Origin of the sequence: Streptococcus sp. DTU_2020_1001019_1_SI_AUS_MUR_006, assembly GCF_032340315.1 — a bacterium.
Lineage (GTDB): Bacteria > Bacillota > Bacilli > Lactobacillales > Streptococcaceae > Streptococcus.
In genome coordinates this window covers 232,921-257,788 of the sequence record NZ_CP135436.1, presented here as the reverse complement: position 1 = coordinate 257,788, position 24,868 = coordinate 232,921, and the positions used below count along the sequence as shown (strand labels likewise).

Here is a 24,868-nt window from a genome sequence, read left to right as displayed (position 1 = left end):
GACATTATTATTTCATTTTCATCCATTAGCAACCAGTTTTGACACATTTGTGGACTTCTCAGCACCGCCACTTTCTGTAAAATGTTGGACTCAAAACACCTCTAATGGCTATATTTTAACAAGTTTTTGACGGAAAAGCAAGGAACAAGAAAGATTACTTGAACTTGATGCCATTTTCTTTCAATTTCTTAATAGTAGCTGGTCCGATTCCTTTCAAGGCAAGGAGTTCTTTTTCAGTCCAGTTTTTGAAATCTGAAGCAGACTTAATCCCTTCATCATAGAAAGTTTTGGCGCGATCTACTGAAAGTCCACCTAGGTTGGCTGCGAATTCCTCTACAGAGCTTGTAACTTTTTGAGCTTGCTCTTTGGTTGCTTCTACAGTTTTTTCAACCTTTTTAGAGACAGCTTTACCTGCATCGCTTGCTGCTTTTTCAGCATGTTTTACAACTTTTTTTGTTTCTTCGACAACCTTGTTTACAGTGTTTGAAAATGCACCTGAGCGACGGAGGCTGTTTCTTAATTGTTTTTTACGTTGGAGTGTCTTTGACATGATAAAATCCTTTCAATAAAAAATCCCTGTGGCTGAACAAGGATCGAATCTCTATGGTTTTATTGTATCAACTTTCTTTAGGAATTGCAAGGCTTGATATACTGAAAATATAGGAGATATATGGGAAATTTCACCGTAGAATGATAGACGATAATAGAAGAAAAATGAAAAATATGGTATAATGAAACGATAGATTTTGAATAGGAATACAATCATGTTTGGATTTTTAAAAAAAGATAAAGCAACAGAAGCCCCCACAATGGTGCCCGACCACATCGGTGTTATTATGGATGGGAATGGCCGTTGGGCTAAAAAACGGATGCAGCCACGTGTCTTTGGGCATAAGGCTGGGATGTATGCATTGAGAAAGGTAGCGATTGCTGCTAGTGATATGGGTGTCAAAGCCTTGACGGTCTATGCCTTCTCAACTGAAAATTGGACACGTCCAGACCAGGAAGTCAAGTTTATCATGAACTTACCTGTTGAATTTTATGATAAGTTTGTTCCCGAATTGCATCAGAAGAACATGAAGATTCAAATGATTGGGGAGACTGATCGTTTGCCGAAGCAGACTTTTGATGCTCTTAAAAAGGCAGAAGAGCTGACTAAGTTAAATACAGGATTGATTCTCAATTTTGCCCTTAATTATGGTGGACGAGCTGAAATTACACAAGCGGTCAAGTTGATTGCACAGGATGTTTTAGATGCTAAGATCAATCCTGGTGATATTACCGAGGAATTGATTGGGGAATACCTCTTTACGGGTCATTTGCCAAAAGTATTGCGGGATCCTGATTTAATTATTCGGACCAGCGGTGAACTTCGTTTGAGTAATTTCTTGCCTTGGCAGGCTGCTTATAGCGAGCTCTATTTCACGGATGTCTTGTGGCCTGACTTTGATGAGGAAGCCTTGAAAGATGCTATCATCGAGTACAATCGTCGCAACCGTCGTTTTGGAGGAGTTTAGGAGATATTATGATACAGGATTTACAAAAGAGAACCCTTTTTGCTATCTTGGCCTTGGCTATCTTTATCCCAATCTTGGCGATTGGTGGCTTATGGCTCCAGATTGCCATGGGGGTTGTGGCTATGTTGGGAGTACATGAGTTACTGCGCATGAAGGGTTTAAATACCATGACGCCTGAAGGTCTCTTGACTTTACTAGCGACTTTTGCTCTGACCGTACCTTTGGAAAACTACTGGAAGTTTTTACCTGTAGATGGGAATGTTGTAGCTTATAGTGTCGTGATACTGATTTTACTAGGGGCAACAGTCTTCAGCAAGAACTATACTATTGAGGATGCTGTTTTTCCGATTGCCATGAGTTTTTATGTTGGCTTTGGTTTTAATGCTTTGGTCGATGCTCGTATTGCAGGTTTGGATAAGGCGCTTTTGGGACTGTGTATGGTCTGGGCAACCGATAGTGGTGCTTATCTGGTAGGGATGAAGTTTGGTAAGAGAAAGCTAGCTCCGAGAGTTTCCCCTAACAAGACCATAGAGGGTGCTATGGGGGGTATCGTGGCTGCTATGCTAGTGACTTTGATTTTTATGCTAGTTGATAGTACCGTTGCTTTACCTTATGGAATTTACAAAATGATGGTCTTTGCTATTTTCTTTAGTATAGCTGGTCAGTTGGGCGATTTGATTGAAAGTGCTATGAAACGTCACTTTGGTGTCAAAGACTCAGGCAAGTTTATCCCAGGTCATGGTGGGGTATTGGATCGTTTTGATTGCATGCTGGCTGTCTTCCCTATTATGCACCTCTTTGGCTTATTTTAAGGAAAGGTAAATAGAAATTAAATGATAGGATTACTAACATTTATCCTGGTCTTTGGGATTACCGTAGTGGTTCACGAATTCGGACATTTTTACTTTGCTAAGAAATCTGGAATTTTGGTTCGTGAATTTGCCATCGGTATGGGCCCCAAAATCTTTGCCCACATCGGAAAAGATGGAACTGCTTATACCATTCGTCTCCTGCCACTTGGTGGGTACGTTCGCATGGCCGGTTGGGGTGAAGATACGACAGAAATCAAGACTGGAACTCCCGCAAGCTTAACATTGGCAGTGGATGGCAAGGTCAAGCGTATCAATCTCTCTGGTAAAAAGATTGACCAGACAGCTCTGCCTATGCAGGTTACTCAGTTTGATTTTGAGGACAAACTCTTTATTAGAGGCTTGGTCTTGGAAGAAGAGAAAACCTTCTCAGTAGACCATGATGCGACCATTGTGGAAGCTGATGGAACGGAAGTTCGTATCGCTCCTTTAGATGTTCAATATCAAAATGCGACTGTCTGGGGTAAAATGATCACCAACTTTGCTGGCCCTATGAATAACTTTATTCTAGGAGTCATCGTTTTTTGGATCTTGATTTTCATGCAAGGCGGTGTTCGTGATACGCAAACGAATAACTTCAATATTATTCCAGATAGCGCTTTGGCTAAGGTTGGTGTTGAAAATACGGCCCAAATCACTAAGGTCGGCAGTCACGAGATTTCAAACTGGGCAGATTTAATTCAGGCTGTTGATGCAGAAACCAAGGATAAAACAGCGCCTGTTTTGGATGTGACTATTGCTGAGAGTGGAACTGAAAAACAAGTGAGTGTGGCACCTGAAGAAAGTCAAGGTCGTTATATCCTGGGTGTTCAGCCAAGACTCAAATCAGATATCTGGTCCATGTTTATGGGTGGATTTACAAGTGCGGCTGACTCAGCCTTGCGTATTCTCAATGCTTTGAAAAGCTTGATCTTCCAACCAGATTTGAATAAGCTAGGCGGTCCTGTTGCTATCTTTAAGGCAAGTAGTGATGCTGCTAAAAATGGTCTTGAGAATGTCTTGTTCTTCTTGGCTATGATTTCCATCAATATCGGGATTTTTAACTTGATTCCAATCCCTGCGCTAGATGGTGGAAAAATCGTGCTCAATATCCTAGAAGCGATCCGTCGCAAACCACTAAAACAAGAAATTGAAACCTATGTCACTCTGGTTGGAGTTGTCATTATGGTCGTATTGATGCTCGCTGTAACATGGAACGACATCATGCGAACCTTCTTTTAAGAATTAGAGGAGTAATTATGAAACAAAGTAAAATGCTTATCCCAACGCTTCGCGAAATGCCAAGCGATGCTCAAGTTATCAGCCACGCCCTTATGTTGCGTGCTGGTTATGTTCGTCAAGTATCTGCAGGTGTCTATTCCTACCTGCCACTTGCTAACCGTGTTATCGAAAAAGCCAAGAACATCATGCGTCAAGAGTTTGAGAAGATGGGTGCCGTTGAGATGTTGACTCCAGCCCTTCTAAGCGCTGACCTTTGGCGTGAATCTGGCCGTTATGAAACCTACGGGGAAGACTTATATAAATTGAAAAACCGTGAGAAGTCAGACTTTATCTTGGGTCCAACTCACGAAGAAACCTTCACAGCTATTGTCCGTGATTCTGTTAAGTCTTACAAGCAATTACCACTGAACTTGTACCAAATCCAGCCTAAGTACCGTGATGAAAAACGTCCACGTAATGGACTTCTTCGTACCCGTGAGTTCATCATGAAAGATGGTTATAGCTTCCACGCTAACTACGATAGTTTGGATGTAACTTATGATGAGTACAAAGCAGCTTACGAGCGTATCTTCACTCGTAGTGGCTTGGACTTTAAAGCCATCATCGGAGACGGTGGAGCTATGGGTGGTAAGGATAGCCAAGAGTTTATGGCCATCACACCTGCTCGTACAGACCTTGATCGTTGGGTGGTGTTAGACAAGTCTGTCGCATCATTTGACGAGATTCCTGCAGAAGTGCAAGAAGAAATCAAGGCAGAATTGCTCAAATGGATGGTTTCTGGTGAAGATACTATTGCCTACTCAAGCGAGTCAAGCTATGCAGCCAACTTGGAAATGGCAACCAACGAGTACAAACCAAGCAACCGTGTTGTGACTGAAGATCAAGTGGCACGTGTGGAAACACCAGGTGTCAAATCAATTGATGAAGTAGCAGCCTTCTTGAATATCTCTGAAGAGCAAACAATCAAGACCTTGGTTTATATCGCAGACCAAGAGCCAGTTGTAGCTCTATTGGTTGGCAACGACCAACTTAATGAAGTCAAATTGAAAAACTACCTTGGAGCAGATTTCTTGGAGCCAGCAACTGAGGCAGGAGTGAAAGAATTGTTGGGAGCGGACTTTGGTTCACTTGGCCCAGTCAATCTTCCAGAACATGTCAAGATTATCGCAGACCGCAAGGTGCAAGATAGTCGCAATGCTGTTGCTGGTGCCAACCAAGATGGTTACCACTTGACTGGTGTCAACCCAGGTCGTGATTTCACTGCTGAGTATGTGGATATCCGTGAAGTTCGTGAAGGTGAAATTTCACCAGACGGACAAGGTGTTCTCAATTTTGCGCGTGGTATTGAAATTGGTCACATTTTCAAACTCGGTACTCGTTACTCAGCAAGCATGGGTGCAGATGTCTTGGATGAAAATGGTCGTGCTGTGCCAATCATCATGGGCTGCTACGGTATCGGTGTGAGCCGTCTCCTTTCAGCAGTCATGGAGCAACACGCTCGCCTCTTTGTCAACAAAACTCCAAAAGGCGAATATCGTTACGCTTGGGGAATCAACTTCCCTAAAGAATTGGCGCCATTTGATGTGCATTTGGTTCCAGTTAACGTCAAGGATGAAGCAAGTCTTACATTGACAAATCGTATCGAAGAAGCTTTGGTAAATAAAGGCTACGAAGTCTTGACGGATGACCGTAACGAACGTGTCGGTGTTAAATTCAGTGACAGCGATTTGATTGGTCTTCCAATCCGTATCACTGTTGGGAAGAAAGCAGCTGATGGTATCGTAGAAGTCAAGATCAAGGCGACAGGGGATACAATCGAAGTTCATGCAGATAACTTGCTTGAAACTCTTGAAATCCTAACAAACAAATAAAATCTATAATCAGAAGAAAAACAAGACAAAAATGTAACTAGTTTTTGCCTTGTTTTTTCTTTATAATGAGATAAAATAAACATAAAAAGAGTAAATAAAGAGGTAGAGCTATGCTAAAATTTCCAAAGGATTTTGTCTGGGGTTCCTCAACTTCTGGACCACAGACAGAAGGGCGAGTGCCTGGTGACGGAAAGGGAGATAATCTCTGGGATTATTGGTTCCAAGTAGAACCCAATCGCTACTACAATGGGATTGGACCAGACAAGACATCGGCCTTTTATGAAAATTGGGAAAAAGATATCGAACTATTGTTAGAAACAGGTCATACAGCCTTTCGTACTTCCATCCAGTGGTCTCGTATTTTCCCACAGGGTCGTGGAGAAGTCAACCCTCAAGGTGTGGCTTTCTACCGTCAGGTATTTGAAGCCATCAAGGCTAAGGGCATTCGTCTTTTAGTCAATCTTTATCACTTTGACTTGCCTTTTGCCCTTCAAGAAGATGGAGATGGTTGGGAAAATAAGGCAACTATTAAGGCTTATGAATACTATGCTCGCTTCTGTTTTGAGACTTATGGCGACCTTGTGGACCAATGGATTACCTTTAATGAACCTATCGTTCCTGTAGAGTTCGGCTATTTCTATGATGCCCATTATCCTCATAAGGTAGATGCCAAAGCTGCCGTTAAGGTTGCCTATCATACCCAGCTAGCCAGCACTCTTGCAGTTAAGGCTTGTCATGAAGTCTTAACTGGTTCTAAGATTGGAATTGTTCTCAACTTGACACCAGCCTATCCACGTAGCCAGCATCCTGCTGATGTGAAAGCTGCACGCATTGCTGATCTATTTCAAGCTCAATCTTTCCTAGATCCATCTGTCTTAGGAACTTATCCAGAAGAATTGAAGGAAATTTTAGCTGAGCATGATTTACTGCCAGATTCTACAGCAGAAGAATTGGAACTCATTCGCCAACATACAGTAGACTTTCTTGGAGTCAACTACTACCAACCCTTGCGTGTCATGGCGCCACGTTTTGCTAAGCATCCTGACAGTCCGCTCTTGCCAGAGCATTTCTATGAACCTTACGTCATGCCTGGTCGTAAGATCAATCCGCACCGTGGCTGGGAAATCTACGAGCAAGGAATTTACCATATCGCTCAAAATATCAAGGAAAACTATGGTAATATCGAGTGGATGTTGACAGAGAATGGGATGGGCGTTGAAGGTGAAGATAAATTCCGTGAGAATGGTATGATTCAGGATGATTATCGTATTGACTTTGTTAAAGGTCACCTTCGTGAACTTCATCGTGCAATTGAAGATGGTGCTAACTGTAAAGGCTACTTGATCTGGACATTTATCGATTGCTGGTCATGGCTCAACAGCTATAAAAACCGTTATGGTTTGGTCGAGCTTGATCTTGAAACTCAAGAACGACGCCTGAAAAAATCAGGTCACTGGTTCAAAGAACTCAGCGAAAATAATGGGTTTTAAACTACTTTTCAAATAGATTCAAAAAAACCATTGGACCTCAATTCTTTTCGAGTTTTTCCAATGGTTTTTCTTGTTCTTATAATAGTCCGATAAAAAGTAGTAAAGCTGATAAAGCAATAAAGGCTAGGATTGCTAGACCACGTTGGCCTGGTGTGTAAATTTTTCGTTCTCCTCGAACTGGGAAGACGATAGCCAGTAATGCACCCCCGACAGCACCCCCGACATGCCCAGCAAGGCTGATTCCAGGGATTAAGACACTACCTACTAGATTGATGACTAAGAGGGAGAGGTAGGATTGACCAAGTTGTTGGAGATAGGGATTGCGTGAAGCATATCGGAGAACAACAATTGAGGCAAACATACCGTAGAGAGCAGTTGAAGCACCTGCAGTAATAGCATTGGGATTAAAAACTAGGACAAAGAGATTTCCCATCATACCTGATAGAAGGTAGATAAAGAAAAACTGTTTAGAGCCAAAGATTTGTTCCATCTGACGTCCTAAGAAGTAGAGGGATAGCATATTGACTAAAAAGTGCTCCAAGCCAATGTGGACAAAGGTTGCGGAGAATAAGCGCCAGATTTGTTCAGGCATGGCCTTGATAGCAGGGGGATACACAGCTCCGAATTGATACAAGGTGGCTGCGCTGGTATAGTTGAAACCACTGGTTAGAAACATGAGTATGAAAACCAGGCTTGTCACAAGAAGAAAGAAGCTTGTGACGGGATAACGACGATCAAAAATCTCTTTCATAGATAAGTACCTCCTCAACGGGAATATCATGTGAATCAGGCTGGAAGTCCTGAATCTGACAAGAATAAAGTGTACTGATGGTGTGGTCTGGGAAATGCTCTAAGTAGCGATCATAATAACCACCACCGTAGCCAATCCGATAAGCAGAAGGATTGGAAGCCAAACCAGGAACATGAATCAGGTCAATCTGAGAGGGTTCAAGGATAGTGAAATCTCCTTGAGGTTCAAAAAGTCCAAAAGAATTTCTTTCGAGTTTCTCTGGTTCATATAGAACAAAGTCCATTTTCCCATGTGGATAGGTTTTGGGAATGAGGAGTGTCTTCCCATCTTTTTGAGCCTGTTCAATGAGTCTAGCTGTCTGAAATTCATGAGGAAAAGACAGATAAGTGGCGATGGTTTTTGCTTCCTTGTAGAAGGGATGTAGAAGTAGTTGCTCAGTCAACCAAACGTCCATGACTTCCTTTTCTTCGGTTGACAGAGATTTGAGTTCTTGCAAGACCTGCTTGCGTAAGCTTTTTTTCATAGTTTACTCCGCAGCTTTCTTGGCTAAAAAGCTTGATACAGCCTCGACTCCAATTGCCAGAGCTTCTTCCTTAGGACTCATCTGTGGATGGTGAAGAGCATAGGGACTATCAATTCCAAGCCAGAACATGACACCAGGAACCTTGGAGAGAAGATAACCAAAGTCTTCTCCTGTCATGGCAGGTTCGATGTCGATTAGTTCAATTCCCTCTTTTTCATCAAAGAAGGTCATCAATTCACGGGCTAGTTCAGGGTTGTTTTCGACTGGTAAATAACCTCCCTGCTTGAGTTCAACTTCCACATCCATATCAAAAGCAGCTGCGACACCTTCAGCGATAGCTTTGACACGTTTTTGAACCAAGAGGCTCATGCTGTGTGTGAGAGCTCGAATGGTTCCATGCAAGAAGGCTGTATCAGCTATGACATTATTGGTTGTCCCAGCTTGAAAAACACCGAAAGTGACAACAGCTCCCTCGATAGGATCAACATTACGGCTGACGACTGACTGGACTTGGGTCACAAAATAGCTCGCAGCAACCAGAGCGTCGTTGGCTTCATGTGGAAATGCAGCGTGACCACCTTTACCCTTAAAGCGAATCTTAACTTCACATGTTCCTGCAAAGAGTGTATGAGTATTGGTCGCAATTTGTCCAACTTTTAAGTCGGGGCGAACATGAAGTCCATAGAATTGATCAGGCAACCAGTCACCAAAGGCATCATCTTCATACATGAGCATACCGCCTGCCTCATTTTCTTCCGCAGGTTGGAAGAGAAAGAGGAGATTGTTTTTTGGTTGGTTTTCTAAGGCGCGTTCGAGACTTCCAAGGGCAATGGTCATGTGAAAGTCGTGCCCACAAGCATGCATACGGTCTTGGTGTTGAGAGGCAAAAGGAAGGCCTGTTTGTTCAACAATTGGGAGTCCGTCGATGTCTGTTCGCCAACCAATGGTACGTTCTGGCTGACTTCCTTGCAAGTAAACTAAAATACCTGTTCGCCAGGTACGAATCTGAACAAAATCCTTACCAGCTGTTAATGTTTCAATGACATTGAGTAAATAAGCGTGAGTTTTGAATTCTTCTAAACCAATCTCGGGAATTTGGTGAAGATCGCGTCGAGTTTGAATTAAATCTAACATATCTAATTTCCTTCTATTGATACGAGAAAGAGGCTGGAAATATTTCCGCCTCTGTTACTAATTACAAGGTGCGAAGCGCATCTTCTAGCGCTGTTTTTTGTTGGGTTTGGCTATCGATTTCTTTGATAACACGAGCTGGGACACCAGCTACCACAACATTTTCTGGAACATCTTGAGTGACGATGGCTCCTGCTGCAACAACAGAACCGCTACCGATTTGAACACCTTCGATAACCACAGCGTTAGCACCGATGAGAACATTGTCACCGACACGGACAGGCTCAGCACTAGCTGGCTCGATAACGCCTGCAAGAACAGCACCTGCACCAACGTGGCTATTTTTACCGACAATAGCGCGTCCACCAAGGATAGCTCCCATATCAATCATAGTGCCAGATCCGATTTCTGCACCGATATTGATAACAGCCCCCATCATGATAACAGCGTTGTCGCCAATCTCAACCTGGTCACGGATGATAGCACCTGGCTCGATACGCGCATTGATATCACGTTTATCAAGGAGAGGCACAGCAGAGTTGCGAGCATCTTGTTCAACAACATAGTCCTTGTTTTCTGTAAGTCCTTCAAGAAGTGGAGCGATATCTTTCCAGTCTCCAAAAAGAACATTCCCAAGCTTGATAACAGAGGCAGGGATAGCTCCAGCAAGTTGCCCCTCAAAGGTCACTTTTACACTTGTCTTTTTCTCAGCATTTGCGATAAATTGGATAATTTCTTGTGCATTCATTTTTGTAGCAGTCATAGGTGTCTCCTCACTCTTTGTAATGCTTACTATTCTACCAAAAAAGGCTTCAATTTTGAAGCCTTAAGTGTTAAAAGAAGGTGTTTAATTCTTGGATTTAGATTCTTCGATGGACAAGAAAACCATAGGAACGATAATCAAAATCATGGCCAGTACCAAGAAACTATCCAGAACCATGCCAAGGAAAAGAACGCTTAGAATAGCAGAGGATAGCGGTTCGCTTGCACTGACGACTGACACCACCAAGGGAGAAACGAGAGAGACAGCCTTCATCGATAGGAAAAAGGCAAAGGCAGTTCCCAAAAAGGCAATGGTCAAACAAATACAGATACTGATGGCATCAACCTGGAAGCTAATCTTATAAACAGGGTAGAGAAAATTACTAAAAAGTCCAGCGATAATCATTCCCCAACCAACAGTTGGCACAAAACCGTATTTTTTAGCAAAGCGTTGGGGTAAGATAACATTGAACATGACACCTAGGGCACTGAGAAGTCCTGTCAGTAAAGCAAGAGGAGTGATGGATAGCTTAGACAAATCGCCTTTGGTAGCCATCAAAAAGACCCCAATCATAGCAGTCAAAACATAGAAAATTGCTTTTTTAGAAGCTTTTTTCTTGTAGATGATGCGATTATATAGAAGTATAAAGACAGGACTGATAAATTGGAGGATGGTGGCAGTGGTAGCGTTGGAGTACTCCACACAGAGATAAAAGAAAAATTGTACGGAGAAGATCCCTAAGATAGCATAGGCCAGAAAAGGCAGGTAATTGTTTCGATTTTTCCAGATCTCGAAGAGCTGGGACCGGAGTTTTATACTAGATAAGACGATTACGAAACTACCAGCGACGAGTAGACGCATAGAAGTAATCCACCCTGAAGATACTTGATAATGTGAAAAAAAGTACTCTCCTAAAATTCCGCAGATCCCCCAGATCAGGCCAGATAGGAGAGAATAAATGGTTCCCTTAAAAATATTCTTTTGATATTTATTCATGTTGCTATTGTACCATGAAATGAAAAAAGAAAAAAGAGAGTGGAGAAAAATCATTTCTTTCAGAAATTTTCTTTCCCACTCTCAATGATTGTGCTGTTTAGTTAGCGCCGTTGATTGCTGCTTCTGTTCCCGTTACTATTAGAAGTATTATTACGATTATTATTGTTATTGCTATTGTTCGATGAGGAAGAAGATGCTTTAGGAAGACTTCCTAAAATGGTGTTCCAAGCATTTTGGTAGTCTGCATCGCTTCCACCAATAGCGAATTTATAAGTGGTAGTCGGAGCACCATTTTGGTTAGCCCAGTAACTTGTTACCATTTCACCAGTCACATTAATCTCTTTACCATTGATAGTAACCTTACCTGGTTTTTGACCAGTTGATTTGAGGACTTGTGATGAAGTGACACTTGGATCGAGTTTGAAACGTTCTGAACCCCAAGAAGAAGGGGCTGCTTGTTGAATGGCATTTACCAGATGAGCCATATATTTTGCATTACGGTAGTGTCCTGCACCTTTACCAAGTGGTCGGTTATCATCGTGACCAAGCCAACCACCAAGGGTTAATCTTGGAGTTGAAAGCATGAGCCACATATCGCCATCTTCATTGGTAGTACCAGTTTTACCAATCCAGTCAGCACCTGCCAAACTTGGGTTGATTGCAGCAAGATCGCTCTGGAAGCTTGAAGTCACTTGGGAAGAAATCACATCTCTTAGTAAGCTCTGCATAATGGTTGCAGTTGCTTTAGAGTAGACTTGTACAGGTTCGTCTTTGTGCTCATAGATAACCTCGCCGCTGGTCTTCTCGATTTTTGAAATCATGTATTTCTTATGGTAAACACCATTGTTAGCCAAGGTTTGGTAGCCGTTTGTATGCTGGGCTACAGTGACATCGATTCCTCCACCCATAGGAAGACTCTCAATGCCGTATTCTGGGATCTCGTAGCCCATTTTTTCCATGTAGGAACGGACATCAACTCCTTTTTGAAGAAGTAACTGATAGGTCCAGTAGGCTGGGATATTCCAAGAGTAATTCAGAGCTTCTTTCAGACTCATCATGGCAGTACCAGAACTATTGACATACATAATCGGATTTCCGTTAGAGAAGTTAGTTGGATAGTTAGATAAGACGCTTGCACTTCCCATAAAACCTTGGTCAATCGCAATACTGTAGGCTAGGATAGGTTTAGTAGTTGAAGCAGGAGACCGTTTAGTGTTAAAGGCGTGGTTGTTTTGATTACTTTGGTAATCACGACCACCGACAAATCCTAAAATGGCGCCTGTTTGGTTATCCATCAAGACATTTCCGACTTCTGGTTGACCAGTATCATCATCGACAAGGTAGCCATAGTTTGCAACTGCACCTTGCATGGCAGAATGGATAGCTTTATCGATTGTAGTTGTGATACGGTAACCGCCATTTTGAATCTCTTTTTCAGCCAATTCATGATAAGATTTTTGGATAGATTCATTTTTGAGCTCTTGTTCAGAAACGTTATCTTTTTTGATTAGATAATCATACATGAGGTTCGTCGCTTCATCGAGGGCAGAGAAGTAGAGGAAACCTTTAGCAGTTACGTTGACATTTTCTGCTGGCAAGAAGTCTTTCTTAATATCGTATGCTTTATAGGTTTCGTAATCTTCTTGGCTAAGGACTCCAGTTCTGTACATATTGTAAAGAACATCTTTTGAGCGCTTGATTCCAAGTTCAATATCTTCTTCGCTCTTCATCTCACCAGTAGACTCATAAGGTGAGTAGGAAATAGGGCTTTGTGGTAAACCTGCTAGGAAAGCTGCTTGAGGAATGGTTAGTTTACTAGCATCCACTCCGAAAATCCCAGTTGCAGCCTGCTGAGCACCTGCGATATTTTGCCCCTTGTTATTGCGACCAAAAGGTGCAACATTTAGATAGGTAGTCAGGATTTCATCCTTATTCATAGCACGTTCTAGGGCTAGAGCATCTACGATTTCACTAGCTTTACGAGCAAGCGTAGGAGTATCACCAACTACTTGTTGTTTGATGAGCTGTTGTGTTAGGGTAGAACCACCACTCGAAGAACCAAGGCTGATAAAGTTTCCTAGACTGGCACGAATGACAGCTTTAGGAACGACACCATTGTGCTCTGCAAAGTGTTCGTCCTCGGTTGCAACGATAGCTTGCTTGAGATTCTCTGAGATGGCATCGGATGCGACAGATGTTCGCAAAAGATCGCTCTCGATAGCCCCAATCATAGAACCATCTGCATAGCGAATCTCAGAAATAGATGAAATATTGTTGACCTGTTTAACCAAATCCTCCGTTTGAGGGACACTAACTTGATCAAAGAGAGAAACAGCATACCCCAAAACAACCCCAGTCCCGAGGAGACCGCCAATAAAAGCTAGGATGAAAAGTGTGTTAAAAGTTGCTTTTATTCCAAGTAAAATCTTGGCCCCAATAGTCCAAATGGTTAGTTTTGTTTTGACTTTCTTATTTTTATCTGGATTTTTTTTGGAAATTGTTAATTTTAGAGACCGAAGTAAGGCCAGTCCTTTTTGTTTGATTCTTGTTACATGTTTGTTCATAGAATTCCTCACTCTTTATTATTATACCATAAAAGCATCTCTTGCAAGAAATTAGGCTTAGAATGGGGGTTAGATAGGGATTGGTTCTTGGGATTTAGACATCAAAAAAGCCAGATTTAAACTAAATCTGACTGTTTGGTAAATTGTTTATTTGTCTCCTGAAAGTTCTTTTCCAAGATCAATCAAGTAGTCCTTCAAGTGGTCTTTGACTTGTGGATGTTTGAGAGCGTATTCGATGGAAGTCTTCATAAATCCAAACTTATCTCCAACATCGTAACGTGAGCCTTTAAACTCGCGAGCAAATACTCGTTGGGTTTTGTTGAGGGTATCGATAGCATCTGTTAGCTGGATTTCATTTCCTGCTCCTGGTGTTTGATTTTCAAGAATACTGAAAATCTCAGGTGTGAGAAGGTAACGACCGATAATAGCTAAATCACTTGGTGCATCTTCAGGTGCTGGCTTTTCAACGAAGGTTTCAACACTGTAAAGACCGTCATTTCCTTCTCCTTGAGGAGCGATAACACCGTATGAAGAAACTTCTTCGTGTGGGATAGGCATGACAGCGATAGTAGAAGCATGAGTCTTCTCATAATCATTCATGAGTTGCTTGGTCAATGGAACGGCCTTGTCATTTGTGATATCCATGAGATCATCTCCAAGCATGACCACAAAGGGTTCGTTCCCGACGAAAGCTTTGGCTTGTAAAACGGCATCTCCGAGGCCACGTGGGTGTGTTTGACGGATAAAGTGAAGGCGCATACCAGTTGTTTCATCAACTAGTTTCAAAAGGTCGGTTTTTCCTTTTTCCTTGAGGTTATATTCTAACTCGAAGTTTGAGTCGAAATGATCTTCGATAGAACGTTTTGACTTTCCTGTTACGACAAGAATGTCCTCAATTCCAGACTTGAGAGCTTCTTCAACGATAAACTGGATGGTTGGTTTATCCACGATTGGCAACATTTCTTTGGCCAAAGCTTTAGTTGCAGGTAGGAAACGAGTTCCAAGTCCTGCAGCAGGGATAACGGCTTTTCTAACTTTTTGCTTCATGAGCTTCCTTTCTAACGGTGACTAAGACCACTCGTTCTCTGCCTTGAACTCATTGCTCATGAGTTCAGAAACGGCATCCTTAATATTAACATTTTCATAAATAACTTGGTAGATGGCTTGAGTAATAGGCATATAAACTCCGAGTTCTTGCGCCAATTCGTAAGCAGCTTTGGTTGTTGAAATACCTTCAATGACCATTCCCATATTTGCTTCGATATCTGCCAAGGCTTCGCCACGCCCAAGAGCATCTCCTGCACGCCAGTTACGTGAGTGGACAGAAGTTCCGGTAACGATTAAATCTCCAACCCCAGAAAGTCCACTGTAAGTTAATGGATTTGCTCCAAGTTTAACCCCCAGACGGGTAATTTCTGCCAGCCCGCGCGTGATAATAGCAGCCTTTGCATTATCCCCAAATCCAAGTCCATGCAGGGCACCTGCACCAACAGCGATGATATTTTTAAGAGCACCAGCTGTTTCCACTCCGATCACATCCGTATTGGTATAAAGGCGGAAGTAGTGGTTGCTAAAGAGTTTTTGAACATATTGAGCAGTCTGTAAATCTTTAGAAGCAGCCGTAATCAAGGTAATGTCGCGTACAATTGTTTCTTCGGCATGGCTAGGACCAGATACGACGACGATCTCGCTTCTAAGTTCTTCAGGGATTTCTTCTTCAAGAATGGTTGAAAGACGTTTGTGACTATTTGGTTCGAGGCCTTTTGAAGCATGCATGACCACCACTTTATGATCCAAAACAGCAGCCACTTGTTGAGCTACCAATCTGGTCACCTTGGTTGGTACCACAAATAAGACGGCATCAACCCCCTTCAAGGTTTCTGCCAAATCATGATAGGCAACAATTTTTTCGTCTAATACAGTATCCTTAAAATAGCGTTTGTTAGTATGTTGTGTATTAATTTCATCAATTTGATCAGGAATATTTCCCCAGATACGCACTTGGTGTCCGTTGTCATTTAGAACTTGTGACAGCGCAGTACCCCAAGAACCAGGCCCTAAAACAGCGATGGTTTGTTTGTCCATATTTCCCTCCTTCTGAGAAAGCACTTTCCTATATTCTACCATAAAAAGCCCTATCTTGCATCTATATTATTTATGAAGAATTAATTGAATGATAAATTATATATATTAGAGAATTTTTAGAATTTATTTGTAAAATAGTCTAGTTTTAAAAGGGAGAAACGATAAAAAACACGAAAAGAGGAGCAATATTCCCCCTAAAAATGGTATAATAGGAGCATCACGAAAATTGGAGAGACAGCATGAGTTTTTACAATCATAAAGAAATCGAGCCTAAGTGGCAAAAATACTGGGCTGACAATCACACTTTTAAGACAGGAACAGACGCTTCAAAACCTAAGTTTTATGCGCTTGACATGTTCCCTTACCCATCTGGAGCGGGTCTGCACGTAGGACACCCAGAAGGTTACACAGCAACGGATATCCTCAGTCGTTTCAAACGTGCCCAAGGCTACAATGTCCTTCACCCAATGGGGTGGGATGCTTTTGGTTTGCCTGCAGAGCAATACGCTATGGATACAGGTAATGACCCAGCGGAATTCACAGCAGAAAACATTGCCAACTTCAAACGCCAAATCAATGCGCTTGGATTCTCTTACGACTGGGACCGTGAAGTCAATACTACAGATCCGAACTACTACAAGTGGACGCAATGGATTTTCACTAAGCTTTACGAAAAAGGCTTGGCTTATGAAGCTGAAGTGCCAGTAAACTGGGTTGAGGAATTGGGAACAGCTATCGCAAACGAAGAAGTTCTTCCTGATGGAACTTCTGAGCGTGGTGGCTATCCTGTTGTCCGCAAACCGATGCGTCAATGGATGCTTAAAATCACTGCCTATGCTGAGCGCTTGCTCAATGACTTGGATGACCTTGACTGGCCAGAGTCTATCAAGGACATGCAACGCAACTGGATTGGTAAATCAACTGGTGCCAATGTCACTTTCAAAGTAAAAGGAACAGACAAGGAATTCACCGTCTTTACCACTCGTCCTGACACCCTTTTCGGTGCTACTTTCACTGTTTTGGCGCCTGAGCATGACTTGGTAGACGCTATCACAAGTCCCGAACAAGCTGAGGCTGTAGCGGACTACAAACACCAAGCCAGCCTTAAATCAGACTTGGCTCGTACAGACCTTGCCAAGGAAAAAACAGGTGTTTGGACTGGAGCTTATGCTATCAACCCTGTTAACGGTAAAGAAATTCCAATCTGGATTGCCGACTATGTCCTTGCTAGCTACGGTACAGGTGCCGTTATGGCCGTACCTGCCCACGACCAACGTGACTGGGAATTTGCTAAACAGTTTGGACTTCCAATTGTAGAAGTCTTGGAAGGTGGAAACGTTGAAGAAGCTGCCTACACAGAAGATGGACTTCATGTTAATTCTGACTTCTTAGATGGATTGAACAAAGAAGACGCTATTTCTAAAATTGTGGCTTGGTTGGAAGAAAAAGGCTGTGGTCAAGAAAAGGTTACCTACCGTCTCCGCGACTGGCTCTTTAGCCGTCAACGTTACTGGGGTGAACCAATCCCAATCATTCATTGGGAAGATGGAACTTCAACAGCTGTTCCAGAAAGTGAACTCCCACTTGTCTTGCCAGTAACCAAGGACATTCGCCCTTCAGGTACTGGGGAAAGTCCATTGGCGAACTTGACAGACTGGCTTGAAGTGACTCGTGAAGATGGTGTCAAAGGTCGTCGTGAAACCAACACCATGCCACAATGGGCAGGTTCAAGCTGGTACTACCTTCGCTATATCGATCCACACAACACTGAGAAATTAGCCGATGAGGACCTTCTCAAACAATGGTTGCCAGTAGATATCTACGTGGGTGGTGCAGAACACGCTGTTCTCCACTTGCTTTACGCTCGTTTCTGGCACAAATTCCTCTATGATATCGGTGTTGTTCCAACCAAAGAACCTTTCCAAAAACTCTTTAACCAAGGAATGATCTTGGGAACAAGCTACCGTGACCACCGTGGCGCACTTGTGGCAACTGACAAGGTTGAAAAACGTGACGGTTCCTTCTTCCATGTGGAAACAGGGGAAGAGTTGGAGCAAGCACCAGCCAAGATGTCTAAATCCCTCAAGAACGTTGTCAACCCAGATGATGTGGTGGAACAATACGGTGCGGATACCCTTCGCGTCTATGAAATGTTCATGGGGCCACTTGATGCTTCCATCGCTTGGTCAGAAGAAGGTCTGGAAGGAAGCCGTAAATTCCTTGACCGTGTTTACCGTTTGATTACAAGTAAAGAAATCGTTGCGGAAAACAATGGCGCTCTTGACAAGGTTTACAACGAAACCGTTAAATCTGTTACAGAGCAAATCGAGTCTATGAAATTCAACACAGCCATTGCCCAACTCATGGTCTTTGTCAATGCGGCTAATAAGGAAGACAAACTCTATGTGGATTACGCCAAAGGCTTTATCCAATTGATCGCCCCATTTGCGCCTCACTTGGCAGAAGAACTTTGGCAAACAGTCGCAGCAACAGGTGAGTCTATCTCTTACGTGGCTTGGCCAACATGGGACGAAAGCAAATTGGTTGAAGACGAAGTCGAAATCGTCGTTCAAATCAAAGGTAAAGTCCGTGCTAAATTGATGGTTGCGAAGGACCTTTCACGTGAAGAATTGCAAGAAGTGGCTCTGGCTAACGAAAAAGTTAAGGCAGAGATCGATGGCAAAGAAATTGTGAAGGTGATTAGTGTCCCTAACAAGCTTGTGAATATTGTTGTGAAATAAAAATGAATCCTTCAGAGTAGAATCTGGAGGATTTTTATTTGACAAGAAGTTTCTATTTTGTTAATATAATTAACAAAGAAAAGAGAGATTATGGATAAAAAAGAATTTATTACATTTAATAATCGTTTCAATAGATTTATTTTAGCGTTTGAACAGTTAAAAAAAACACAACATAAAATTAGTATTGACAAATCCATTACGTTGAATGAGGTACATTTGATTGTTGTGATTGGGAAAAATCAGCCCTTAAATCTAGTGAAATTATCTGAATTATTAAAAGTTTCGAGAAGTGCAATAACTCAAAGTGTTAGGAGATTAATTCAAAAAAATTTAGTTGTTTTTGATTTTGCTCCGAATAATGGGAAAAATAAATATTTGAGATTATCTGAAAAAGGTATCGAAGTTTTTAAAATCCATAAGGAGCAACAAGCATATATTGAAGAATCGGTCTTTTCAGTTTTAAACAACTATAGCGAGGAGGAGCTTCAAACAGTTGTGAAATTGATGGATGATGTTGAAAAGGTATGGCGAGAATTACCGTGGTAAAAATCACGGTAATTTTAAAACTATATTGTTAATCATATTAACAAAAAGAGGAAGATATGAATATAAAAATTGAACTGATTTCAGAGTCTGATTTAGCAGACGAATCTTTTAATATTTTCATCGATGGCTTAAAACCAAGAGAAACCTATCGAGTCGAAATGTTTCTATCCGATTATTATTGTATCAATGCTCCCATGCTATTAGCTCATGATGTCTTATGGAAATCAACAGCGACTTTTGTATCAGATAAGAATGGTATTATTGATATTTCACAAACTCCATCTTGTTCTGGCTCTGATGAAGATATTGCAACAAAGGGGTTATTCTTTAATGCCAAGCCCTTGACCAATAAGAAAAAGAAACTGTCAAACTCTCTTTCTAAAATTCCCTTATTAGATCATTTTTTTGTGGAAGTCAAAATTATGCAAGGAAGTACTGTCATTGCAGAGAGAACTTTCACAAGACATTACATGAGTTCGCAAATTAGCCATCAAGATATTTACGGGCAACATTTTCAAGGGAGACTCTTTTATGATAAAAAGGCAATAAAAGCACCAGCATTGATTATTGTGAGCGGTAGTGAAGGAAGGATTGAAAAGGCACAGAATATAGCTCAGCTTCTATCTTCTAGAGGTTATATTTGCCTAGCAGTTGCCTACTTTGGTTTAGAGGGGTTGCCAAAACATTTGGAACGTATTCCTTTAGAGTGCCTTGTGGAAGCAAAGGATTATCTACGTCAGCATCATCAAGTAGATAGTGAAAGAATTGGAATCTATGGACGGTCTAAGGGAGCAGAGTTAGTTTTAGCTGAGGAGAGCATTTTTAATGACGTTCAATGTTTGGTACTAAATTCACCCTCTGATGTGGTGTATGAAGGGATAAAAGGGAAATGGAACTCCCATACTTCTTCTTGGACGTATTTGCAAAGAGAACTTCCCTATCAAAAGTTTCGACTTAGAGATTATCTATTCAGCAAACTTTTTAGAAAAAGCTTCCCTAAAGATCGTACTGCTAAGATAGATATTGGTCAAATGCATTCACCAATCTTATTGCTCGGAAGTACTGTTGATGAAATATGGGATGCCTCGTCAGCAATTGATGATATTGTCTCAGATTATAAAGGACACCACATTACATTTAAAAAATATCATGAAACAGGTCACATGTTGACAGTGGCTTATCAACCAAATCACCGTTATCGAAAAGATTGGCGTTTATTGATGAAAGAGAGTAAGGATTCTTGGTTGGCTACGATTCATTTTTTTGATAGGTATTTGAAGAAGCAATAACATAAGATTATAAATATGCTATAATAGTCCCAACTAAGATAAAAACACAGTTCTGGTTGGTAGTCCAGACGTAGGCAAGCCTATCAGTAACCTTCCTCCTTGGTAGTCCATTCTTAGGGATAGATTTAAGGAGGTGCTGTCGTGGAAACAATTTCAATTGGATTGACAGTTTATTTTGAAGATGGATTTTGGCATGGTTTGTTTGAACAAGTGTATCGAGAAACTTATCAAGTTTGTCGTGTGACATTTGGTCAGGAGCCAAAAGATGATGAAATTCTAGAGATTTTACAGACTCAGTTTACTCAATTATCTTTTAGTCCAGAAACTACAATTAAGCAACATGTAAAAATCAAGAATCCTAAACGATTACAACGAATGGTGAGGAAACAAGTAAATCAAAAAGTTTCTTCCACGTCGAAAGAACTATTGCAGTTGCAGTATGAGGAAAGGAAAAAGATTTCAAAACATCAATCTAGTGTCCAAAAACAATTGCTCAAACAAGAGAAATTCGAACGCAAACAGCAAAAACGTAGAGAGAAGCACAAGGGGCATTAACTCACTCGTTCCCATATTTGATCAATCCTCCATAATCTGGAGGATTTTTTGTAGATTACCTGTGAGATGTGATATACTATTCACATCTTTAAACTTATAAGAGTAAGACAAGGAGAAAGATATGCCAGTAAATGAATATGGTCAGATGATTGGTGAACCTGTAGACGATACACCTGGAGTTTTACCATCGCTTGTACGGATAGAGGGACAGTATACGATTATCGAAGCTCTGTCAGTGGAAAAGCATGCGGAGGATTTGCTGGCTGTTTATGGTCCAGATAGTCCTCGTGATATGTGGACCTATCTCTTTCAACCACCAGTAGAAAATCTTGAAGAATTAATCGTTGCTTTAAAGCAGATGATTGAGCGCAAGGATCGCTTCTATTATGCGATTATCGATAAAGTGACTGAAAAGGCGCTGGGGACTTTTTCTCTCATGCGTATTGACCAAGTCAATCGCACCATTGAAGTTGGCGCGGTGACCTTTTCTCCTGCTCTCAAACAGACCAGGATGGGAACAGAAGCCCACTATTTGCTTGCTCGTTATGTTTTTGAAGAGCTCAACTATCGCCGTTATGAGTGGAAATGTGATGCACTAAATCTACCTTCTAGAAAAGCAGCAGAACGTTTGGGCTTTGTCTACGAAGGCACTTTCCGTCAAGCTGTTATTTATAAAGGGCGTACTAGGGATACGGACTGGATGTCTATGATTGATAAGGACTGGCCAAAGGTCAAAGCTCGTTTTGAATCGTGGTTGCGTTCGGAAAATTTTGATGAAAATGGGCAACAGTTGAAATCCCTTAGAGAATGTTAGAAAGGTTTGCTATGATTAAGATAACAAAAGAAACATCTGTTTCACTTGATTACGTTTTGCATCTCTACCAGGCAGTTGGTTGGACAAATTATACCAATCAGCCCCAAATGTTGTCCCAGGCTTTGTCTCATTCGCTAGCGACTTATCTTGCCCGTGATGGTGAGGAAGTCGTTGGTCTAGTTCGCTTGATTGGAGACGGTTTTTCTTCGGTTTTTGTCCAGGATTTGATCGTCTTGCCTACCTATCAGCGTCAAGGAATTGGCAGCACCTTGATGAAGCAGGCTTTATCCGATTATAAGGATACCTACCAAATCCAACTAGCGACAGAACAAACAGAAAAAAACTTGGGATTTTATCGTTCTCTGGGGTTTGAAACCTTATCTAGTTTCCAGTGTACGGGCATGATTTTGGTGGACCGAGAAAATTTAAAATAATTTTTTTCACTTAAGCTAACTTTAAGTCTTATCCTGTATCATTTAGTTATTAATAAAGACCTCCTAACTTTATTTAATAGAAATCCTAAAACTTTTTTTCATCATAATCTCCTAATAAAGTCACCCAATTTGGTGGCTTTTTTTGTTATGTGACTTTCAGCGATATTTCATTGGTATTCGTTGTTTTGAACAAAAGTAAAAGTTCGTGTCAAGGATAACGCGGATATCCATATAATACAAAGATCGCCGAATCTTCTATTGTTTAGAAACTTGATGCCTTTAAAATTGGTGTTATTAAACTTTTTAATGACCTACTTGAGATCCTGATAAAAAGTATCTGATCTATCGTGGTTTTATCAAAAGGTATCGAAATATGAAAGAATTAAATTTTTCAAAAAGAAGATTGTCGAGGAAATCTCGTGTAAAAATATACTATCTAGCGAGGAGGTAAGGCTATGAGAAAAATACTTTTCTTGATGAAAATCTATATCTAGTATATAATCAATCTATATCGTATAGATTGGAGATATATCATGGCTATAAGCGTATCGAAACAATACAATTTCAAACTAAATGAAGCTACTATGGAGCAAGCTAGAAATATTATCAAGGAAAAGGGCATGACAATGACAGATGCTATTTCTTTATTTGTAGAGCAAATAGTTCTAGAACAAGATTTGCCTATTAAGACGGCCGAAGATTTGCATAGAGAGCAGTTAATTGCTGAACTACAAGCCCAATCTGAACGTGCCTTGAGAGAATATGAGGCAGGTGAAGGAACTTCCCTAGACAATGTGAGGGCACGCTATGGCTTATAAAGTGATTCTTTCAAAAGAAGTTGAACAAGCTATCGAAAATATACACGAATATATAGCTACGGTACTTTTAGCCCCTCAATCTGCGAAAAATACTGTAGTAAAAATTTTAGACGGCTTAAAAAGTCTAGAAGTCTTTCCTGAGGCTGGTTTTGATGCAGATGAGAAAATCGGTGTAAAGATTAATAGTAAGTTTCCTACACGAGGAAAAATTATAGATCAATACGTTTTGCTTTACTTTATTGATCAGACACAAAAGACTGTTTTTCTCTCCCATTTATTTCATACCAAGAGTGACTATGTTACCTTACTACAAAAAGATAATAAAAAAAGTTCAAAATCTTAAGCTAACTTTAAGTCTTGTCTTGTATCATTTAGCTATTAAATAAAGACCTCCTAATACTCTTCGAAAATCTCACCATACTTCGTTAGAGTCGACTTACCTAACTTTAGTTATGCTTGCGTCGCTCTGCCTAGTCTGATTTCGATTTTCATTGAGTAATCTTTATTTAATGAAATCCTAAACTTTTTTCATCATAATCTCCTAATGAAGTCACCCAATCAGGTGGCTTTTTTGCGTGGTGAGGTGCTAGTGATAGAAATTTTTTGCAGAATAGTAAAATTTGAGAAAAGTTAAGCTAGTTTTAAGTTTCGTCTTGTATCATGTAGTTATTAAATAAAGACCTCCTAACTTTATTTAATAAAATCCTAAACTTTTCTTTTTCATAATAATCTCCCTTAACTCCACCCAATCAGGTGGAGTTTTTTGGCTCTATTTCAGGCTTTTGGGAGTTTCCTAAACATCATTTTCCAATAAATTTCGGTATTTTTAGGATTTTGGTCGGGGAATTGGCGGGGATTTTTTAGTGAATATGACTAAGAAATAGGTCTATTGTCGTTTCAGTGAGTTCGTCCTCAACTTGGTTATAACGATCCGTCATATAGATTTTTGTATGACCTAGTGCCTGCCCAAACTGCTCGGTTGGGACTCGTGAAATAATAGACTTCCTGCGAAACAAAATATGATACAATAAAACTATGAATTATGAAGTAAGTAAACCATTAACTGATGCACGCTTTAAACGCCTTGTTGGTGTTCAGCGCACTACTTTTGAAGAGATGTTAGCCGTATTAAAAACAGCTTATCAACGTAAACACGCAAAAGGTGGACGGACCCCTAAGTTAAGCTTAGAAGATCTCCTCATGGCTACTCTTCAATACATGCGCGAATACCGTACTTATGAACAAATTGCGGCTGATTTTGGCATTCACGAAAGCAACTTAATTCGTCGGAGTCAATGGGTTGAATCAACTCTTATTCAAAGTGGCTTTACGATTTCAAAAACTCATCTTAGTGCTGAGGATACGGTGATTGTGGATGCAACAGAGGTAAAAATAAATCGTCCTAAAAAAATCAACTAGCCAATTATTCTGGTAAAAAGAAATGCCATGCTATGAAGGCTCAAGCGATTGTCACAAGCCAAGGGAGAATTGTTTCTTTGGATATTGCAGTGAACTATTGCCACGATATGAAATTGTTCAAAATGAGTCGCAGAAATATCGGACAAGCTGGTAAAATCTTGGCTGACAGTGGTTATCAAGGACTCATGAAGATGTATTCACAAGCGCAAACTCCGAGGAAATCAAGCAAACTTAAGCCACTAACTCTTGAAGATAAATCCTATAACCATGCGCTATCTAAAGAGAGAATCAAGGTTGAGAATATTTTTGCCAAAGTAAAAACGTTTAAAATATTTTCAACAACCTATCGAAATCGACGCAAACGGTTTGGATTACGAATGAATTTGATTACTGGCATTATCAATCGTGAACTAGGATTCTAGTTTCGCAGGAAGTCTAATGTGAAGAAGTGGTACATCATGTGTAAGCCTA

General features: G+C 40.9%; 23 protein-coding genes and 1 pseudogene. 14 read left to right on the top strand and 10 right to left on the bottom strand.

The window, feature by feature from the left end:
• Window positions 1-154: 154 nt before the first annotated feature.
• Window positions 155-550 (bottom strand): helix-hairpin-helix domain-containing protein, encoded by a 396-nt coding sequence (locus RRU92_RS01210; RefSeq protein ID WP_315640056.1) that lies wholly within the window; start codon window positions 548-550, stop codon window positions 155-157.
• A 214-nt stretch (window positions 551-764) separates the two neighbouring features.
• Here RRU92_RS01210 and RRU92_RS01205 point away from each other — a divergent pair, with 214 nt between their 5' ends.
• From RRU92_RS01205 to RRU92_RS01185, 5 genes are all read left to right on the top strand, one after another.
• Entirely contained in the window at window positions 765-1,517 is a 753-nt protein-coding gene (locus RRU92_RS01205) for an isoprenyl transferase (RefSeq protein WP_315640055.1), read from the top strand.
• An 8-nt stretch (window positions 1,518-1,525) separates the two neighbouring features.
• The gene (locus RRU92_RS01200) at window positions 1,526-2,329 is read left to right on the top strand and encodes a phosphatidate cytidylyltransferase (RefSeq protein ID WP_153225267.1); all 804 of its coding nucleotides are present in this window, start codon (window positions 1,526-1,528) and stop codon (window positions 2,327-2,329) included.
• A gap of 21 nt (window positions 2,330-2,350) precedes the next feature.
• On the top strand, window positions 2,351-3,607 hold the full coding sequence (gene rseP, locus RRU92_RS01195; RefSeq protein ID WP_153225268.1) for an RIP metalloprotease RseP: 1,257 nt from the start codon (window positions 2,351-2,353) through the stop codon (window positions 3,605-3,607).
• 17 nt (window positions 3,608-3,624) lie between these two features.
• Window positions 3,625-5,478 (top strand): proline--tRNA ligase, encoded by a 1,854-nt coding sequence (locus tag RRU92_RS01190; RefSeq protein ID WP_315640052.1) that lies wholly within the window; start codon window positions 3,625-3,627, stop codon window positions 5,476-5,478.
• A gap of 110 nt (window positions 5,479-5,588) precedes the next feature.
• On the top strand, window positions 5,589-6,968 hold the full coding sequence (locus RRU92_RS01185; RefSeq protein WP_315640051.1) for a glycoside hydrolase family 1 protein: 1,380 nt from the start codon (window positions 5,589-5,591) through the stop codon (window positions 6,966-6,968).
• 76 nt (window positions 6,969-7,044) lie between these two features.
• On the opposite strand, the gene RRU92_RS01180 is transcribed toward RRU92_RS01185, so the two are convergent.
• The 8 genes from RRU92_RS01180 to RRU92_RS01145 form a co-directional block, all read right to left on the bottom strand.
• Window positions 7,045-7,719: a rhomboid family intramembrane serine protease gene (locus tag RRU92_RS01180; protein WP_315640049.1), complete on the bottom strand. Its 675-nt coding sequence runs from the start codon at window positions 7,717-7,719 to the stop codon at window positions 7,045-7,047.
• Window positions 7,703-8,242, bottom strand: coding sequence for a 5-formyltetrahydrofolate cyclo-ligase (locus RRU92_RS01175; RefSeq protein ID WP_315640048.1), 540 nt, complete (start codon window positions 8,240-8,242; stop codon window positions 7,703-7,705). Before RRU92_RS01175 ends, RRU92_RS01180 begins: the two co-directional genes overlap by 17 nt.
• A gap of 3 nt (window positions 8,243-8,245) precedes the next feature.
• Window positions 8,246-9,376 (bottom strand): N-acetyldiaminopimelate deacetylase, encoded by a 1,131-nt coding sequence (locus RRU92_RS01170; RefSeq protein WP_315640046.1) that lies wholly within the window; start codon window positions 9,374-9,376, stop codon window positions 8,246-8,248.
• A 61-nt stretch (window positions 9,377-9,437) separates the two neighbouring features.
• Window positions 9,438-10,136, bottom strand: a complete 699-nt coding sequence (gene dapD / locus RRU92_RS01165) for a 2,3,4,5-tetrahydropyridine-2,6-dicarboxylate N-acetyltransferase (RefSeq protein ID WP_248034990.1) — start codon at window positions 10,134-10,136, stop codon at window positions 9,438-9,440.
• Window positions 10,137-10,220: 84 nt separating this feature from the next.
• On the bottom strand, window positions 10,221-11,132 hold the full coding sequence (locus tag RRU92_RS01160; RefSeq protein WP_315640045.1) for a DMT family transporter: 912 nt from the start codon (window positions 11,130-11,132) through the stop codon (window positions 10,221-10,223).
• 101 nt (window positions 11,133-11,233) lie between these two features.
• The gene (gene pbp1b / locus RRU92_RS01155) at window positions 11,234-13,696 is read right to left on the bottom strand and encodes a penicillin-binding protein PBP1B (RefSeq protein WP_315640044.1); all 2,463 of its coding nucleotides are present in this window, start codon (window positions 13,694-13,696) and stop codon (window positions 11,234-11,236) included.
• Window positions 13,697-13,843: 147 nt separating this feature from the next.
• Complete coding sequence (gene galU / locus RRU92_RS01150; RefSeq protein WP_315640043.1) at window positions 13,844-14,743, bottom strand: UTP--glucose-1-phosphate uridylyltransferase GalU; 900 nt, start codon at window positions 14,741-14,743, stop codon at window positions 13,844-13,846.
• Between the two features lie 21 nt (window positions 14,744-14,764).
• On the bottom strand, window positions 14,765-15,781 hold the full coding sequence (locus tag RRU92_RS01145) for an NAD(P)H-dependent glycerol-3-phosphate dehydrogenase (protein ID WP_315640041.1): 1,017 nt from the start codon (window positions 15,779-15,781) through the stop codon (window positions 14,765-14,767).
• Between the two features lie 239 nt (window positions 15,782-16,020).
• Between RRU92_RS01145 and leuS the strand changes: the two genes are divergently transcribed.
• The 8 genes from leuS (at window position 16,021) to RRU92_RS01105 (ending at window position 23,321) form a co-directional block, all read left to right on the top strand.
• Window positions 16,021-18,522, top strand: a complete 2,502-nt coding sequence (leuS, locus tag RRU92_RS01140) for a leucine--tRNA ligase (RefSeq protein ID WP_315640040.1) — start codon at window positions 16,021-16,023, stop codon at window positions 18,520-18,522.
• 90 nt (window positions 18,523-18,612) lie between these two features.
• Window positions 18,613-19,068, top strand: coding sequence for a MarR family winged helix-turn-helix transcriptional regulator (locus tag RRU92_RS01135; RefSeq protein ID WP_315640039.1), 456 nt, complete (start codon window positions 18,613-18,615; stop codon window positions 19,066-19,068).
• 56 nt (window positions 19,069-19,124) lie between these two features.
• The gene (locus RRU92_RS01130; protein ID WP_315640037.1) at window positions 19,125-20,357 is read left to right on the top strand and encodes an acyl-CoA thioesterase/BAAT N-terminal domain-containing protein; all 1,233 of its coding nucleotides are present in this window, start codon (window positions 19,125-19,127) and stop codon (window positions 20,355-20,357) included.
• Window positions 20,358-20,498: 141 nt separating this feature from the next.
• Window positions 20,499-20,912 (top strand): YjdF family protein, encoded by a 414-nt coding sequence (locus RRU92_RS01125; RefSeq protein WP_315640036.1) that lies wholly within the window; start codon window positions 20,499-20,501, stop codon window positions 20,910-20,912.
• A 121-nt stretch (window positions 20,913-21,033) separates the two neighbouring features.
• On the top strand, window positions 21,034-21,726 hold the full coding sequence (locus RRU92_RS01120; RefSeq protein ID WP_315640035.1) for a GNAT family protein: 693 nt from the start codon (window positions 21,034-21,036) through the stop codon (window positions 21,724-21,726).
• Between the two features lie 11 nt (window positions 21,727-21,737).
• Window positions 21,738-22,160 carry a GNAT family N-acetyltransferase gene (locus tag RRU92_RS01115; protein ID WP_315640033.1) on the top strand — a complete coding sequence of 141 codons (423 nt, stop codon included), beginning with the start codon at window positions 21,738-21,740 and terminating at the stop codon, window positions 22,158-22,160.
• 533 nt (window positions 22,161-22,693) lie between these two features.
• A complete protein-coding gene (locus RRU92_RS01110) occupies window positions 22,694-22,978 on the top strand; it encodes a type II toxin-antitoxin system RelB/DinJ family antitoxin (RefSeq protein ID WP_315640031.1) in 285 nt (94 codons plus the stop codon).
• Window positions 22,968-23,321, top strand: a complete 354-nt coding sequence (locus RRU92_RS01105; RefSeq protein WP_315640030.1) for a type II toxin-antitoxin system RelE/ParE family toxin — start codon at window positions 22,968-22,970, stop codon at window positions 23,319-23,321. The genes RRU92_RS01110 and RRU92_RS01105 overlap by 11 nt, the downstream gene beginning before the upstream one ends.
• Window positions 23,322-23,838: 517 nt before the next feature.
• On the opposite strand, the pseudogene RRU92_RS01100 reads toward RRU92_RS01105, so the two are convergent.
• Window positions 23,839-23,991, bottom strand: a pseudogene (locus RRU92_RS01100) (site-specific integrase); the annotation flags it as partial.
• A gap of 22 nt (window positions 23,992-24,013) precedes the next feature.
• Here RRU92_RS01100 and RRU92_RS01095 point away from each other — a divergent pair.
• Window positions 24,014-24,819, top strand: a protein-coding gene (locus RRU92_RS01095) for an IS5 family transposase (RefSeq protein ID WP_315639137.1) whose coding sequence is annotated in 2 segments (ribosomal slippage) — window positions 24,014-24,388 and window positions 24,391-24,819 — 804 coding nt in all. Because the reading frame shifts where the segments join, the coding sequence is not laid out codon by codon here.
• Window positions 24,820-24,868 lie beyond the last annotated feature (49 nt).